At 39.1% G+C, this 14,545-nt stretch carries 21 protein-coding genes; 1 reads left to right on the forward strand and 20 read right to left on the reverse strand.

Going from position 1 to position 14,545, the window contains the following annotated elements:
- Positions 1–350 precede the first annotated feature (350 nt).
- Positions 351–821, forward strand: a complete 471-nt coding sequence (locus QYC40_RS15215; protein ID WP_149524854.1) for an Lrp/AsnC ligand binding domain-containing protein — start codon at positions 351–353, stop codon at positions 819–821.
- A 95-nt stretch (positions 822–916) separates the two neighbouring features.
- Here QYC40_RS15215 and QYC40_RS15220 read toward each other — a convergent pair whose 3' ends face one another.
- The 20 genes from QYC40_RS15220 to rpsH form a co-directional block, all read right to left on the reverse strand.
- Positions 917–1,981 (reverse strand): M20 family metallo-hydrolase, encoded by a 1,065-nt coding sequence (locus QYC40_RS15220; protein ID WP_301990988.1) that lies wholly within the window; start codon positions 1,979–1,981, stop codon positions 917–919.
- The gene (proC, locus tag QYC40_RS15225) at positions 1,974–2,774 is read right to left on the reverse strand and encodes a pyrroline-5-carboxylate reductase (RefSeq protein ID WP_301990990.1); all 801 of its coding nucleotides are present in this window, start codon (positions 2,772–2,774) and stop codon (positions 1,974–1,976) included. The genes QYC40_RS15220 and proC overlap by 8 nt, the downstream gene beginning before the upstream one ends.
- An 11-nt stretch (positions 2,775–2,785) precedes the next feature.
- On the reverse strand, positions 2,786–3,574 hold the full coding sequence (argB, locus tag QYC40_RS15230) for an acetylglutamate kinase (protein WP_301990991.1): 789 nt from the start codon (positions 3,572–3,574) through the stop codon (positions 2,786–2,788).
- Between the two features lie 6 nt (positions 3,575–3,580).
- Entirely contained in the window at positions 3,581–4,543 is a 963-nt protein-coding gene (locus QYC40_RS15235; RefSeq protein ID WP_301990992.1) for an acetylornithine carbamoyltransferase, read from the reverse strand.
- 11 nt (positions 4,544–4,554) lie between these two features.
- Entirely contained in the window at positions 4,555–5,688 is a 1,134-nt protein-coding gene (locus QYC40_RS15240; RefSeq protein ID WP_301990993.1) for an aspartate aminotransferase family protein, read from the reverse strand.
- A gap of 121 nt (positions 5,689–5,809) precedes the next feature.
- The gene (gene rplQ, locus QYC40_RS15245) at positions 5,810–6,532 is read right to left on the reverse strand and encodes a 50S ribosomal protein L17 (protein ID WP_301990995.1); all 723 of its coding nucleotides are present in this window, start codon (positions 6,530–6,532) and stop codon (positions 5,810–5,812) included.
- A 113-nt stretch (positions 6,533–6,645) separates the two neighbouring features.
- Complete coding sequence (locus QYC40_RS15250) at positions 6,646–7,638, reverse strand: DNA-directed RNA polymerase subunit alpha (RefSeq protein ID WP_301990996.1); 993 nt, start codon at positions 7,636–7,638, stop codon at positions 6,646–6,648.
- Between the two features lie 82 nt (positions 7,639–7,720).
- Positions 7,721–8,329 (reverse strand): 30S ribosomal protein S4, encoded by a 609-nt coding sequence (rpsD, locus tag QYC40_RS15255; RefSeq protein ID WP_149524847.1) that lies wholly within the window; start codon positions 8,327–8,329, stop codon positions 7,721–7,723.
- 66 nt (positions 8,330–8,395) lie between these two features.
- Complete coding sequence (gene rpsK, locus QYC40_RS15260) at positions 8,396–8,785, reverse strand: 30S ribosomal protein S11 (protein ID WP_149524846.1); 390 nt, start codon at positions 8,783–8,785, stop codon at positions 8,396–8,398.
- 14 nt (positions 8,786–8,799) lie between these two features.
- On the reverse strand, positions 8,800–9,177 hold the full coding sequence (gene rpsM / locus QYC40_RS15265; protein WP_301990997.1) for a 30S ribosomal protein S13: 378 nt from the start codon (positions 9,175–9,177) through the stop codon (positions 8,800–8,802).
- A 28-nt stretch (positions 9,178–9,205) separates the two neighbouring features.
- Positions 9,206–9,322, reverse strand: a complete 117-nt coding sequence (ykgO, locus tag QYC40_RS15270) for a type B 50S ribosomal protein L36 (protein ID WP_013665024.1) — start codon at positions 9,320–9,322, stop codon at positions 9,206–9,208.
- Between the two features lie 38 nt (positions 9,323–9,360).
- Positions 9,361–9,579, reverse strand: coding sequence for a translation initiation factor IF-1 (gene infA, locus QYC40_RS15275; RefSeq protein WP_021071231.1), 219 nt, complete (start codon positions 9,577–9,579; stop codon positions 9,361–9,363).
- Positions 9,580–9,650: 71 nt separating this feature from the next.
- The gene (gene map, locus QYC40_RS15280) at positions 9,651–10,433 is read right to left on the reverse strand and encodes a type I methionyl aminopeptidase (protein ID WP_149524844.1); all 783 of its coding nucleotides are present in this window, start codon (positions 10,431–10,433) and stop codon (positions 9,651–9,653) included.
- 7 nt (positions 10,434–10,440) lie between these two features.
- Entirely contained in the window at positions 10,441–11,787 is a 1,347-nt protein-coding gene (gene secY / locus QYC40_RS15285; protein WP_149524843.1) for a preprotein translocase subunit SecY, read from the reverse strand.
- A 6-nt stretch (positions 11,788–11,793) separates the two neighbouring features.
- On the reverse strand, positions 11,794–12,240 hold the full coding sequence (gene rplO / locus QYC40_RS15290; RefSeq protein WP_149524842.1) for a 50S ribosomal protein L15: 447 nt from the start codon (positions 12,238–12,240) through the stop codon (positions 11,794–11,796).
- 113 nt (positions 12,241–12,353) lie between these two features.
- Positions 12,354–12,533, reverse strand: a complete 180-nt coding sequence (gene rpmD / locus QYC40_RS15295; RefSeq protein ID WP_149524841.1) for a 50S ribosomal protein L30 — start codon at positions 12,531–12,533, stop codon at positions 12,354–12,356.
- Between the two features lie 4 nt (positions 12,534–12,537).
- Positions 12,538–13,056, reverse strand: a complete 519-nt coding sequence (gene rpsE, locus QYC40_RS15300) for a 30S ribosomal protein S5 (protein WP_367652288.1) — start codon at positions 13,054–13,056, stop codon at positions 12,538–12,540.
- A 12-nt stretch (positions 13,057–13,068) separates the two neighbouring features.
- Positions 13,069–13,422: a 50S ribosomal protein L18 gene (gene rplR / locus QYC40_RS15305; RefSeq protein ID WP_149524839.1), complete on the reverse strand. Its 354-nt coding sequence runs from the start codon at positions 13,420–13,422 to the stop codon at positions 13,069–13,071.
- Positions 13,423–13,427: 5 nt separating this feature from the next.
- Positions 13,428–13,982 carry a 50S ribosomal protein L6 gene (gene rplF, locus QYC40_RS15310; protein WP_149524838.1) on the reverse strand — a complete coding sequence of 185 codons (555 nt, stop codon included), beginning with the start codon at positions 13,980–13,982 and terminating at the stop codon, positions 13,428–13,430.
- A 23-nt stretch (positions 13,983–14,005) separates the two neighbouring features.
- The gene (gene rpsH, locus QYC40_RS15315; protein ID WP_246172553.1) at positions 14,006–14,407 is read right to left on the reverse strand and encodes a 30S ribosomal protein S8; all 402 of its coding nucleotides are present in this window, start codon (positions 14,405–14,407) and stop codon (positions 14,006–14,008) included.
- Positions 14,408–14,545: the final 138 nt, after the last annotated feature.

Here is a 14,545-nt window from a genome sequence, read left to right on the forward strand (position 1 = left end):
CTAAAAGATAACTCTTTTAGAATTGAAATATAAATATGACAAAAAAAATGATATTATTTTATCATTTGAATATTAAAATACGCTGAAAAGTTGTTATTTTTGAAAAATATTCAAATCGTTAGGTGACGATGGTTTGGCAAAATGGAAGAAGCTCCTCGGGCGAGGAGCTTCGACGCTAACCAATTATAAACCTATGTTATTTTGAGGGGCTACTTTATGCAAAATCAGCAAGTTTTTACTGCTTTTGTTATAACAAATGTACATTTTGATTCAAAAAAATAGAAATTTTTCTGAATTTTTTAGATAATTTTAAAAAGTAAACAAATTATACACGTAATAATACCATTTTTATGGAAAAAAACTATTCAAATTACGATTTAGACAACTTAGATGTTCAAATTTTATCCATCTTAATGGAAGATGCATCAATTCCATATACGGAAATCGCAAAAAAACTGATAGTTTCTGGTGGAACCATCCATGTTCGCATGAAAAAAATGGAGGAATTGGGAATAATCAATGGATCTAACCTCATTATTAACCCTCAAAAGGTTGGTTTTGACATCACAGCCTTCTTAGGCATCTATTTAGAGAAGGGTTCTCAGTATTCTGATGCCGTTGAACAGTTAAAACAGGTTAAAGAAGTTGTAGAATTACACTATTGCACGGGTCAATACAGTGCTTTCGCTAAAATTATCTGTCGTGACACCTCACATTTACGCAAAGTTTTGAATGAAGACATCCAAGGATTAAAAGGAATTCAACGTACCGAGACGATTATTTCACTTGAAGAGAGCATTAAACGTCAGATTACTTTGTAAAAGTCTCGTTTGTTTAAAAAAAGCTTGTTGAGAGTCGTTTTTTGATAAGCAGAGAAACAAATATTATATAAGAATAGCGGGCATGCCCGCTATTCTTATATAATATTATGTAGAAGGGAGATATAAAACCGAATTCCCTCTTCTATTTCATGTAGATAAATAAATTCATCCGCGGTATGTGATCTTGCCGAATCGCCAGGACCTACCTTAATCGAGGGAATTGGCAATAAAGCTTGGTCGCTCATCGTCGGACTGCCGTAAATTTCCTTACCTAGCTTAATACCCGATTGTACAATGGGATGATCAACGGGGATAGTCGAAGGATTCAATCGGGTGGAACGGGCTACCACTTCCGACTTGACATGCGATTTGATGATGTCTAATATTTCCTGATTGGTATAAACGTCTGTACTCCGCACATCAACGACGTATTTACAGATTGCAGGAACAACATTATGTTGCGACCCCGCTTCGATCATCGTCACGCTCATTTTAACTGGCCCGAGGAAGCTCGAAAGCTTCGGAAACTGAAAGCTCTGGAACCACGCTATATCTTCTAACGCTAAGTAGATGGCATTGACACCCTCTTCGCGTGCGGCATGTCCGGATTGACCATGTGCGGCACAATCCAAAACCATTAATCCTTTCTCAGCGACCGCTAGGTTTAGCAGCGTCGGTTCGCCGACAATTGCAAAACTGCAGGCAGGCACATGCTTGTAAGCCTCTTCCACCCCATTCTTCCCCGACACTTCTTCTTCTGCTGATGCAATAAGGCATAAATTGAATGGGAGATTCTGCTGCCCATAGAAATAACGGAATGCTGCGATTAGCGAAACTAAACAACCACCGGCGTCATTGCTCCCTAAGCCATACAATTTACCATCCTCAACCAGCGGTTGGAAGGGATCTTTTGTATAGCCAGGATTTGCTTTGACGGTATCGTGATGGGAATTTAAAAGAATATAAGGCTTGTCGGCCGAATGAAACTGATTATAGGCAATAATATTATTGCCTATTTGTTCCGTTGGTATTTTATGCGTTTGAAAGAATTGACGAATTAAAGCGGCAGTGTTCTGTTCCTCACGACTAAGCGAGGGGGTGCTGATCATGCCTTTCAATAATGCGATACTATCGCTCGTCAATTCTGCTATGTTATTCATTATACAAACCTCCAGCTTTCTTAGCTGATAATTTTATGCCTTTGATAAATGCAGAGCTAAAGCCGTTGTGTTCCATTTCGTTTAGGCCTGCGATGGTACATCCTTTGGGTGAAGTTACTTTATCAATCTCGCTTTCAGGATGGCTCTGCATTTGCAGCAGCAAATCTGCAGCTCCTTTTGCTGTTTGAATCGCCATTTTGAGCGCATCATGTGCATGGAAGCCGATCTCTACTCCTCCTTGCGACGCCGCGCGGATACTACGTAAAAAAAATGCAATACCACAGGCGCACAATGCGGTTGCCGATGTCATGAGATCTTCGTTGATTAGAACGACGGATCCTACCGTTTCGAACATCGTCGTAACGGCTTTGATTTGTTCATCCGTTGCATTATCCGTTGCCATACAGGTCATCGACTGACCAATGGCAATTGCCGTATTCGGCATAACGCGGATAACCGTTTTATTATTTCCAATGACTTCCTTGATATCAGCACAGGTCACTCCTGACACGACTGAAATTACAATCTGCTTGGGGTTTAAGCTGGGTTGAAGCTCGTCAAGTACTTTGCGAATCTGCTGCGGCAAGATTGCAAGCACAATATAGTCTGCACCTTGAATGGCTTCGACATTATTCTCGCTAACCGTAAAGCCGGCATTCTTCTCCTCTTCTAATGAAACCAACGACCTTCTGGTGATCGTGATTGCATCAGCTTGGCAATAATCCGCCTTCACCAATCCCTTGGCTAAAGATAGGCCGATATTCCCCCCTCCGATGATTGTAATTTTTTGCATGTTGTATAGATTTAGGCAATTAAACAAGTGCCAAATTTACGCTGCTGGTACAGGTGTAAATTATTGGCATTGCCAATATACACATTGCTAACCCCCTTTGCAATAGCGTCAAACGCATTTTGCAACTTCGGAATCATGCCATCATGTATAATCTTATTTTCTTTTAATTGCTGAAATTCTCCGGAACGAATCGTCTCAATAACCGAATTTTCGTTATCGACGTCTAATAAAACACCATTCTTCTCGAAACAATAGATCAGCGAAACTTCATAGACATTGGATAGGGCGATCGCAAGCGAAGATGCAATGGTGTCTGCATTCGTATTCAATAGCTGCCCCATACCATTATGGGTAATTGCTGAAAATACTGGTGTGAATTCGGCCTCTAAGAGTTTCTTTATCGCAAGTGAATTCACGGAATCCGCAAGTATATCACCGGCAAATCCGTAGTCGATCTCCCGCACTGGACGTTTAATAGCCTTTATCACATTGGCATCAGCGCCACATAAGCCTATCGCATCACAATTAAGTTTTTGCAGATTTGCTACGATATTCTTATTGGTCAAGCCCGCGTAAACCATGGTTACCACATCCAACATTGGTGCATCCGTAATACGACGTCCTTCGACCATTTTAGCCTCGATACCTAAATCAGCAGCGATACGCGTTGCGATTTTACCACCGCCATGAACTAAAATTTTACGCCCCTGCAAAGCAGAGAATTTTTCGAGGAAAGCATCTAATTGAACAGGATCGTCAATGATGTTCCCCCCGATTTTTATAATGTTTAATACCGACATTCTATTTTATTTCAAACCCTCCAACAACCTCTTCAATACAACCTGTGCCGCCCACACACGATTACCTGCTTCCTTAATAACTAAGGAATTCGGCCCATCAAGAATCTCTGATGATAATTCCAGGTCGCGTCTAACTGGTAGACAATGCATGACCTTCGCATCATTTGTCAGCTTTAATTTTTCATTATTCATCATCCAATCTTCAAATACTGGGTATACAGCGCCGTATTCCCTAAACGAGGACCAGTTTTTCACATACACGAAATCAGCATCAGCCAAAGCTTCGTCAAGATTATTAGAAATGCTGGCGCCGTCTGTAAATTCTTCCGACAATTCATATCCCATGGGATGTGCAATCGTAAAGTCAACTAAGCCTTCCTCCTGTGCCTTACACATCCACTCTGCGAATGAGTTTGGAACGGCTTGCGGAAGTGCTTTCACATGAGGAGCCCAAGCAAGCACCACTTTTGGCTTATCTTTCTTTTTATGTTCTGTAATGGTAATCAGATCGGTAAGACTTTGTAGTGGATGTCGTGTAGCACTTTCCAAGGAAACAACCGGTACCCCCGCAAATTTCACGAATTTGTTGAATAAATCTTCGGTATAATCTGCTTCCTTATCTTTCAATGAAGGAAACGAACGAAGGCCTAGGATATCGCAATACTCGCCCATAACAGCTGCAGCCTCCCGGATATGCTCTACGGTCGTGCCGTTCATAATAACGCCGTCACGGGTCTCTAAAGCCCAGCCATCCTTATCCATATTCATCACGATGACCTGCATCCCAAGGTTCATCGCCGCTTTCTGTGTACTAAGTCGAGTACGAAGACTTGGGTTCAAGAATACTAAACCAATTGTTTTATGCTTACCAAGGTCTTCGTTGCCAAAAGGGTTGGCCTTTAACGTTAATGCCTCGTCTACTATAGCTTTCAGATTTTTTACATCCGCTACAGAAAAAAAGTTCTTCATCTTTGATATAATTAAGCTTTCAAACGCTCGTCAAAAGCTGTTAAAAAGCGATCTGCAATTTCTTTTGTAATATTTAATGCGGGTAGAATACGAATTACATTCGGCTTAGCCTCTCCAGTAAAGATCTTATTGATCGACAACAGATCCTTCTTCACCTGCGCAAGATCTGCAGGCAACTCAATACCGATCATCAACCCACGTCCTCTAACTTCCAAGACCTGATCAAACTTCTTAAGTTCCTCAATCAAATACTTGCCTACCTGTTCGGCATTCTGAAGCAAGTTCTCCTCTTTGATAACATCTAGCACAGCAACAGCAGCAGCACATGCAAGATGATTTCCGCCAAAGGTCGTTCCCAACAAGCCATAGGAAGCTTTGAACTTCGGAGCGATGGAAATACCACCAATAGGGAAACCATTTCCCATACCCTTTGCCATCGTATAGATATCTGCATCTACACCTGCGTAGTCATGCGAGTAGAAAGAACCTGTTCTTCCATAACCACATTGCACCGAATCTGCGATATAAACGGCCCCATAAGTGTCACACAATGAACGAATGGTTTTTAAAAAGGGAACAGAAGCTTCGCGAATTCCTCCAACACCTTGTATCCCTTCGATGATAACAGCAGCAATTTCATCTCCATACTCCTGAAAAGCCTTCGTTAATGCTTCCTCATCATTGAATGGAAGGAACACAACATTGTCAGTTTGGTTAACTGGAGCTACAATACTTGGATTGTCAGTCGCAGCAACTGCCAAGGAAGTACGACCGTGAAATGCCTTATTGAAAGCAATAATCTTCTTTCTTCCAGTATGAAAGGATGCTAACTTCAGCGCATTCTCATTGGCTTCAGCACCTGAGTTACAAAGAAACAAGGTATAATCAGCCTTTCCAGACACCTCACCTAACTGTCGGGCAAGTTGCTGTTGAATAGGAATTAAAACGGAATTCGAATAAAAACCAATCTTGTCTAACTGATTTTTAAGCGCCTCAACATAATGAGGATGCGTATGGCCTATAGAAATGACCGCGTGGCCACCATATAGATCCAAGTACTCTGTGCCTTGTTCATCCCATACCAATGATCCTTTTGCTTTTACAATATTGATAGGATTAACAGGGTAAACATTAAAAAGTTCCATTTATTATGCTTTCGTAAGATGTGAATTACAAATATATGTAGTAATAGTTTACGAATCTTGATAAAATAAAAAAAGTCCCCTTTTGCAAGGGGACTTTCTTATTTCGTTAAAAAATCAATGATTATTCATCAACTTTTTTACCGCCATCTAATTCAGCTTTCAATTTTTCTAATTCTTCGAATTTACCGTCAGCTGCTAATTGTGCTTGTTCAGCCCAAGTAGAAGGATCTGCAGTATTGAAGTTAGAACCTGCTTCAGTTAAAATTTCTTTAACTTTTTCTGCATCAGTTTTAGCTAATTCAGCGTAAGTAGCGATTCCAGCAGCTGTTAATACTTCAGCAATTTTAGGACCGATACCTTCTACGATAGTTAAATCGTCAGCTTTTGCAACTGGAGCTTTCGCTGCAGTTTCAGTAGCTTTTTTCTTTGATGTAGAACGACGACGAGTAGATTTCTTCTCAGTTTTAGCAGTATTTCCGTAAACTTCGTTGTAATCTACTAATTCGATAAATGCCATCTCCGCGTTATCACCTAAACGGTTTTCCAATTTGATGATACGTGTGTAACCACCTGGACGAGAAGCAACTTTTTCAGATACTTCGCGGAATAAGATAGTAACAGCATCTTTATCTTTTAAGTAAGCGAATACCGTACGACGTGAATGTGTAGTGTCGTTTTTAGATTTTGTAATCAAAGGCTCAACGTAAGTACGTAAAGCTTTAGCTTTTGCTAAAGTTGTAGTAATACGTTTGTGTTTAATTAATGAAGTCGCCATGTTAGCTAACATCGCCTTACGGTGACTGTCAGTGCGGCCTAAGTGATTAACTTTTTTTCCGTGTCTCATTTTTTTGATTTGTTTTTGTGCGTACCGTTCTTTCTTTCAAGCTTGTATGTATAATCAGATTATCTCTACTCCCAAGAGGAATTACGCAACAGGTCGCTTATTATTGTAATTTATTATTCTTCGTCTAGCTTGTACTTAGACAAGTTCATACCAAACGATAAACCTTTAGATTTAACTAATTCTTGAATCTCACTTAAAGACTTCTTACCGAAGTTGCGGAATTTCAACATATCTGCAACATCATAAGTTACTAATTCTGCTAATGTGCGGATATCAGCTGCTTTCAAACAGTTCAAAGCACGAACTGAAAGATCTAAATCAACTAATTCCGTTTTCAAAATCTTACGCATGTGTAAGATTTCTTCATCAACAACCTTAGTCTCTTCCTTAGTTTGAGATTCCAACAACATGTTCTCATCAGAGAATAACATGAAGTGTTGGATTAAGATCTTAGCTGCTTCTTTCAAAGCATCTTCTGGATGAATAGAACCATCAGTAGAGATGTCTAACAACAATTTCTCGTAGTCAGTCTTTTGCTCAACACGATAGTTTTCAATGGTATATTTTACATTTTTGATCGGAGTGTAGATAGAATCGATCGCAATCATTCCAACTGGTCCATCAACCACTTTATTCTCTTCCGCATTCACATAACCACGACCTTTACCTACAGAGATTTCAACCTCTACAGTAACAGAGTTATCCATGTTACAGATAACCAATTCAGGGTTTAATACAGTGAAATTATTAGAGAATTTAGTAATGTCTCCAGCTGTAAATTGATCTTGGCCGTTGATAACTACAAAGATTTTCTCGTTATCGCCTTGCTCACCAGACTTTTTGAAACGTACTTGCTTCAAATTAAGAATGATTTCCGTAACATCTTCTACCACGCCTTTAATCGTAGAGAATTCGTGCGAAACGCCTGAAAATCTTACCGACGTAATTGCATATCCTTCTAGAGAGGACAATAAAATACGGCGCAAAGCATTACCAATAGTTACACCAAAACCTGGTTCTAATGGACGAAATTCGAAAGTACCATCAAAATCAGTTGATTTTTGCATGATAACTTTATCCGGTCTTTGAAATGCTAAAATTGCCATTTATGTTCTTTTAAGTTTTAGTACTTGATATGATATAATACTAACATGCAAACTTTACAAGAATGCATGTTAGTATCATTTATTATTTAGAGTATAACTCTACAATTAAATTTTCTTTAATGTTCTCTGGAATGTCAGCTCTTTCAGGGTAAGTTACGAAAGTACCTTTCAATTCGTTTGCATCCCACTCTAACCAGCTGAATTTATTAATTTTTCTTCCAGCTACAGAGTTTGAAATCGCTTCTAAGGATTTCGAACGCTCGCGAACTTCAATAACATCACCAGGGCGAATGCTATATGATGGAATGTTAACTACTTGACCGTTAACAGTAATATGCTTGTGCGAAACTAATTGACGAGCAGCTGAACGTGTAGGAGCAATTCCTAAACGGTAAACGATATTATCTAAACGTGCTTCTAATAATTTTAAGAAGTTCTCACCTGTAATACCTTGTTTTGCTGCTGCCTTAACGAATAAGTTTGAGAATTGACGCTCTAATACACCGTAAGTATATTTAGCTTTTTGTTTCTCTAATAACTGAATTGCATATTCAGATTGTTTTCCTCTTCTTTTTGAAGGACCATGTTGGCCTGGAGGATAGTTTTTCTTTTCTAATGCCTTATCTGGGCCGAAAATTGGCTCTCTAAATTTACGAGCGATTTTGGACTTAGGTCCTGTATATCTTGCCATTTGTTTGTTCTGTTTGAAGTATCATTCAGCCTTTAGCTGAAGAATCTTATCTTAAACACTCTATTATTAAACTCTTCTACGTTTTGGAGGACGACAACCGTTGTGAGGTAGTGGAGTAATATCCTTAATCGTCGTTACGTCGATTCCAATTGTTTGTAAAGAACGGATCGCCGACTCACGTCCAGCACCAGGTCCTTTTACAAAAACTTCAACTTTACGCAATCCTAAGTCGTATGCAACTTTACCACAGTCGTTAGCAGCTTGTGACGCAGCATATGGAGTGTTCTTTTTAGAACCTTTGAAGCCCATCTTACCAGCTGAAGACCATGAAATTGTTTGACCTTGATTGTTAGTCAAAGTTACGATGATGTTGTTAAAAGTAGCGTTGATATGAGCTTGACCAACAGGCTCGATAACTACGATACGTTTTTTAGTAACTTTTTTACTTTTAGCCATTTCTTAATTACTTATTATTTAGTAGCTTTTTTCTTGTTAGCAACTGTCTTACGTTTTCCTTTACGAGTACGAGAGTTGTTTTTAGTGCGTTGACCACGAACTGGTAAGTGTTTACGGTGGCGTAATCCACGGTAACAACCAATATCCATCAAACGTTTAATGTTCAATTGAACTTCTGAACGTAATGCACCTTCAACTTTGATTTCATCGTTGATGATTGTACGAATTGAAGCTAATTGATCATCATTCCATTCCTGAACTTTCACGTTCTGATCGATGCCTGCTTTATCTAAGATATAAGCAGCAGTGGAACGACCAATACCGAAAATATAGGTAAGGCCAATAACACCTCTTTTGTTTTTAGGTAAATCTATACCTGATATCCTTGCCATATAATATTTTAAGCGATTATGTTAATAACTACCCTTGACGTTGTTTGAACTTAGGGTTCTTTTTGTTAATTACAAAAACTTTTCCTTTGCGACGGATGATCTTACAATCCGCACTGCGTTTTTTAATTGATGCTCTAACTTTCATTTTTATAAGTTTTTATACTGCTACCAATAAACCGAAGTCTATTTATAGCGGTATGTAATTCTTCCTTTGGTTAAATCATATGGAGACATTTCCAACTTCACTTTATCACCTGGCAGAATCTTGATGTAGTGCATGCGCATTTTCCCTGAAATGTGGGCAATGATCTCATGACCATTCTCTAGCTCTACACGAAACATCGCGTTTGAAAGTGCTTCCTTTATGATACCGTCTTGTTCTATCGAGGCTTGTTTAGCCATATAAGCTCTTATTTTTGTGTATAAAATCGCAAAACAGGAGTGCAAAGATAAATAAATTAATTGAAATCCAACTACTTTTTATCTAAAACTTTCTCTATTGCATCAAAATTTAATAATACGTCCGGTTTACCTTTTCTGATCGCAACCATCTGCTCGAAGTGAGCTGAAAGTTTACCATCAATGGTACTAACTGTCCATCCGTCATCCCAAAACTTGACACCCCCTTTACCCGCATTGATCATCGGCTCAATACAGATTACTAAACCCTCTTCAAGCTTAGGACCCGAACCTCGCTTACCGTAGTTTGGCACTTCAGGCTTCTCATGTAAATGGAAACCAACACCATGTCCTACAAGTTCGCGAACAATACCATAGTTGTAACGCGTTACGTATTCTTGAACGGCTGCAGAAATATCCCCAACACGCTTACCAGCGACTGCTTCGTCAATACCTTTGTAAAGTGAAGCTTTAGTAACATCTAGTAATTGCTGTGCTTCGGGAGAGATCTCACCTACACCAAAAGTATAGGCAGAATCACTAATAAAACCATTTAAATTAACACCACCATCTACTGAGACTATGTCTCCCTCCTGCAACACATACTCACTTGGAAAACCATGAACGATTTGATCATTCACCGAAATACACAGGGAATATGGGAACCCGTGATAATTTAAAAACGCAGGTGTTCCTTTATGATCTTTGATAAACTCGAAAGCGAATTGATCAAGAGACAAGGTTGTGATACCCGGTTTTACCAACGAAGCAATTTCAGCAAGTAGCTGCGAGAGTACATTTGCGGACTCTCGCACTTGCTCAATTTCTTCGTCTGTTTTATAATATACTTTAGACATTCAAAAATTAAATTGCTGATTGGTCGTAACCTTCAACGGTTGTTGCCGAGCTACGGCCTTTTACTCTACCTGTCTTCATTAATCCGTCATAGTGACGCATCAACAAGTGACTTTCAATTTGTTGGATGGTATCCAACACTACCCCTACTAAGATCAACAACGAAGTACCACCATAGAAATGAGCGAACTGGTTGTTTACACCGAACAATGTAGCAATTGCCGGTAAAATAGCAATCACAGCTACAAATATTGCTCCTGGGAATGTAATGTGAGAAATCACATTATCGATGAACAAATTCGTTTCATATCCAGGTTTAACGCCTGGAATAAATCCGCCATTTTTTTTCATATCCTCCGACATCTGTTGAGGATTAACCATGATCGCGGTGTAGAAGAATGTAAATGCAATGATCAACAAAGCAAATACAACATTATACGTCACAGATGTATAGTTACTCAAAGACGTCAAGAAGTCCGATTGCACGTTCGGAAAGAACTGTGTTAAGGACATTGGAAGGAACATGATCGCTTGCGCGAAAATGATTGGCATTACACCAGCAGCATTCACCTTTAGGGGAATGTACTGACGAACACCGCCAATTTGTTTATTTCCAACGATTTTCTTAGCGTATTGTACAGGAATCTTACGAACCCCTTGAACCACAAGAATGGTAAATATTACAACGAAGAACAAGGCTACAAATTCTAATAACAATGGAATTGGACCACCACCACTAGGACTCATTCTTGAACCCCACTCTGCTGTAATACCTGCAGGAAGCTGCGCGATAATACCTGCCATAATAATAAGTGAAATACCATTACCGATACCTTTATCAGTAATCTTCTCACCTAGCCACATCACAAACAGTGTACCTGCTGTCAACACGATTGCAGAAAGAATAGAGAACATCGGATCAGCGATAGTTTTTGCTTCAGGACCGATTTGCGTCTTCACGTATGCAATTGACTGAACCAAAGTAATCGCTACTGTTAGATAACGAGTAATTTGAGTCATTTTCTTACGCCCAGACTCCCCCTCTTTTTGCATTTTCTGAAAAGCAGGAACAGCTATCCCCAATAACTGCACAACGATAGATGCGGAGATGTATGGCATTACGCCTAATGCAAAAATTGCCGCACGGGAAAAAGATCCACCGGCAAACATATTGATTAGGTTCATAATATCATTACCACCTTCTCTGTTTACTACCAATGCATCAGGATTAACACCTGGCAATACCACGTGACATCCTATGCGGTATATTAAAAGAAAAAGTAACGTATTTAAAATACGATTACGTAATTCTTCAATCTTCCATATATTGGTTAAGGTTGTGATTAGTTTCTTCATGTATTATTACAGTTTAACGATAGAACCACCTGCTGCTTCAATAGCTTTTTGAGCTGAGGTAGAGAACGCATGAGCTTTAACTTCTACTTTCGCAGTAAACTCACCACGACCTAAGATTTTCACTTTGTCGTTTTTAGAGATTAAACCGTGAACATTCAAAGTTTCAAAGTCTACAGTCGTTAAATTGTGTTTCTCAACTAAACCTTGTAATACATCTAAGTTAACACCTACGTATTCTACACGGTTAATGTTTTTGAATCCGAATTTAGGAACGCGACGTTGTAAAGGCATTTGACCACCTTCGAAACCAATCTTCGTAGAGTGACCAGAACGAGAGCCGGCACCTTTGTGTCCACGAGTTGAAGTTCCGCCACGACCTGATCCTTGACCACGACCAATACGTTTCTTACTTTTTGTTGAACCAACTGCTGGTTTTAAATTACTTAAGTTCATTTTAAACTTGATTGTGTTACGCCTTCGCTCTCACTAAACAGGCAATAACCTTTGAATATTTAATGAATAAACAGAATGGAAAGGACTGTGAGAAATCCTTTCCATTGTTATTTTTAAACAGTTTCTACTGCTACTAAATGGTTCACTTTACGAACCATACCAATGATCGCTGGTGTAGCTTCAACCTCTACTGAGTGATTGATTTTTTTCAAACCTAATGCCTCAATAGTTTTCTTTTGGCGCTCGCTTCTGTCGATAACGCTCTTTATCTGGGTGATTTTAATTTTTGCCATGATATTAACCGTTAAATACTTTGTTTAAATCGACACGACGTGTTTGTGCCACTGTATAAGCATCACGCATGTTTGCTAAAGCATCAATAGTTGCTTTAACAACATTGTGAGGGTTAGAAGATCCTAATGATTTTGCTAATACGTCAGTGATACCTGCAGACTCTAATACTGCACGCATAGCACCACCCGCTAATACTCCTGTACCGTGTACAGCTGGTTTAATTAAAACTGAACCACCTGAGTATTTACCGTACTGCTCATGAGGAACTGTACCTTTAATGATAGGAACTTTCACTAAGTTTTTCTTAGCGTCATCAATACCTTTAGTAATTGCTTCAGTAACCTCTTTAGCTTTACCTAAACCGTATCCTACGATGCCATTCTCATCACCAACTACAACGATAGCTGAGAAACTGAAGGTACGACCACCTTTAGTAACTTTCGCAACGCGTTGGATGCTTACTAAGCGATCTTTTAATTCAATCTCGCTTGATTTTACTCTTTTAATATTGCTTAATGCCATTTCTTTCTTTGATTAAAAGTCTAAACCGCCTTCGCGAGCACCTTCAGCCAATGATTTAATACGGCCATGGTATAGATACCCATTACGGTCAAAAACTACTTTGCTAATTCCTGCTGCGATCGCTTTCTCAGCAACCATTTTACCTACAGCTTTAGATTGATCAACTTTGTTACCTGATGCAGCAAATTCTTTTGATGATGAAGAAGCAGACACTAATGTCTTTCCTAATGTATCATCAATGATCTGTGCGTAGATACCTTTATTACTTCTAAAAACCGTTAAACGCGGACGTTCTGTAGATCCAGCCAGGTGTTTTCTGATTCCTTTTTTTATTCTCGCTCTACGAGTTGATTTAATTCCTGCCATGGTTATTATTTTTTAGCTGATTTACCTGCTTTTCTTCTTAATACTTCCCCTGCGAACTTAATACCTTTACCTTTGTATGGCTCTGGCTTACGGAAGCCGCGGATTTTCGCTGCTACCTGTCCGATTAATTGTTTGTCAATTGACTCCAATGTAATTGTTGGGTTCTTACCTTTTTCAGCAGTAGTTGTAACTGTAATTTCCTTTGGCAATACGAAAACAATCTGGTGAGAGAATCCTAAAGTTAACTCTAATGTATTACCAGTGTTTGAAGCACGGTAACCAACACCCACTAACTCTTGTGTAGTTTTGTACCCTTCGGTTACACCGACTACCATGTTGTTAATCAAGGCGCGGTATAAGCCGTGTAATGCTTTGTGTTTCTTTTGTTCTGTAGGACGTGTAACGACGATCTGGCCATCTTCTTCTTTAACAGTGATGTCGCTGTCCACTTGTTGTGTTAATTCACCTTTAGGGCCTTTTACTGTCAACAAGTTCTTGTCTGATACAGTAATTGATACTCCCGAGGGAATAGCAATTGGCGCTTTTCCAATTCTTGACATTTCTTTGTGTGTTTTTTCCTAGATTAATAAACGTAACATAAAACTTCACCACCAACATTTTGAACGCCAGCTTCTTTATCCGACATTACACCTTTCGATGTAGATAGGATAGCAATACCTAGACCGTTCAGAACACGAGGAAGGTTGTCAACATTTGCATACTTTCTTAAACCAGGTTTACTCACACGTGTCAAAGTGCGAATAGCCGGTACTTTGCTAATTGGATGGTATTTCAATGCAATTTTAATTGTGCCTTGAGGACCTTCTTCAATAAATTTGTAATTAGCAATGTAACCCTTGTCAAAAAGAACTTTAGTGATTTCTTTTTTTAGGTTCGATGCAGGAATTTCAACAACCCTGTGGTTGGCCTTAATGGCATTCCTTACTCGTGTAAGGTAATCCGCTATTGGATCTGTATTCATTATTTATAAAAATTATGATAATGGTTTCCATCCTTTACCTAAAGGACAGACCTATTATCTGTTAACAATATTTGCAATGCAAAAAAAACCCGATAAATCGCATTACGCGATTTATCCGGGCAAAAGTAAATATTTTTTTTG

Origin of the sequence: Sphingobacterium sp. BN32 (genome assembly GCF_030503615.1) — a bacterium.
GTDB lineage: Bacteria > Bacteroidota > Bacteroidia > Sphingobacteriales > Sphingobacteriaceae > Sphingobacterium.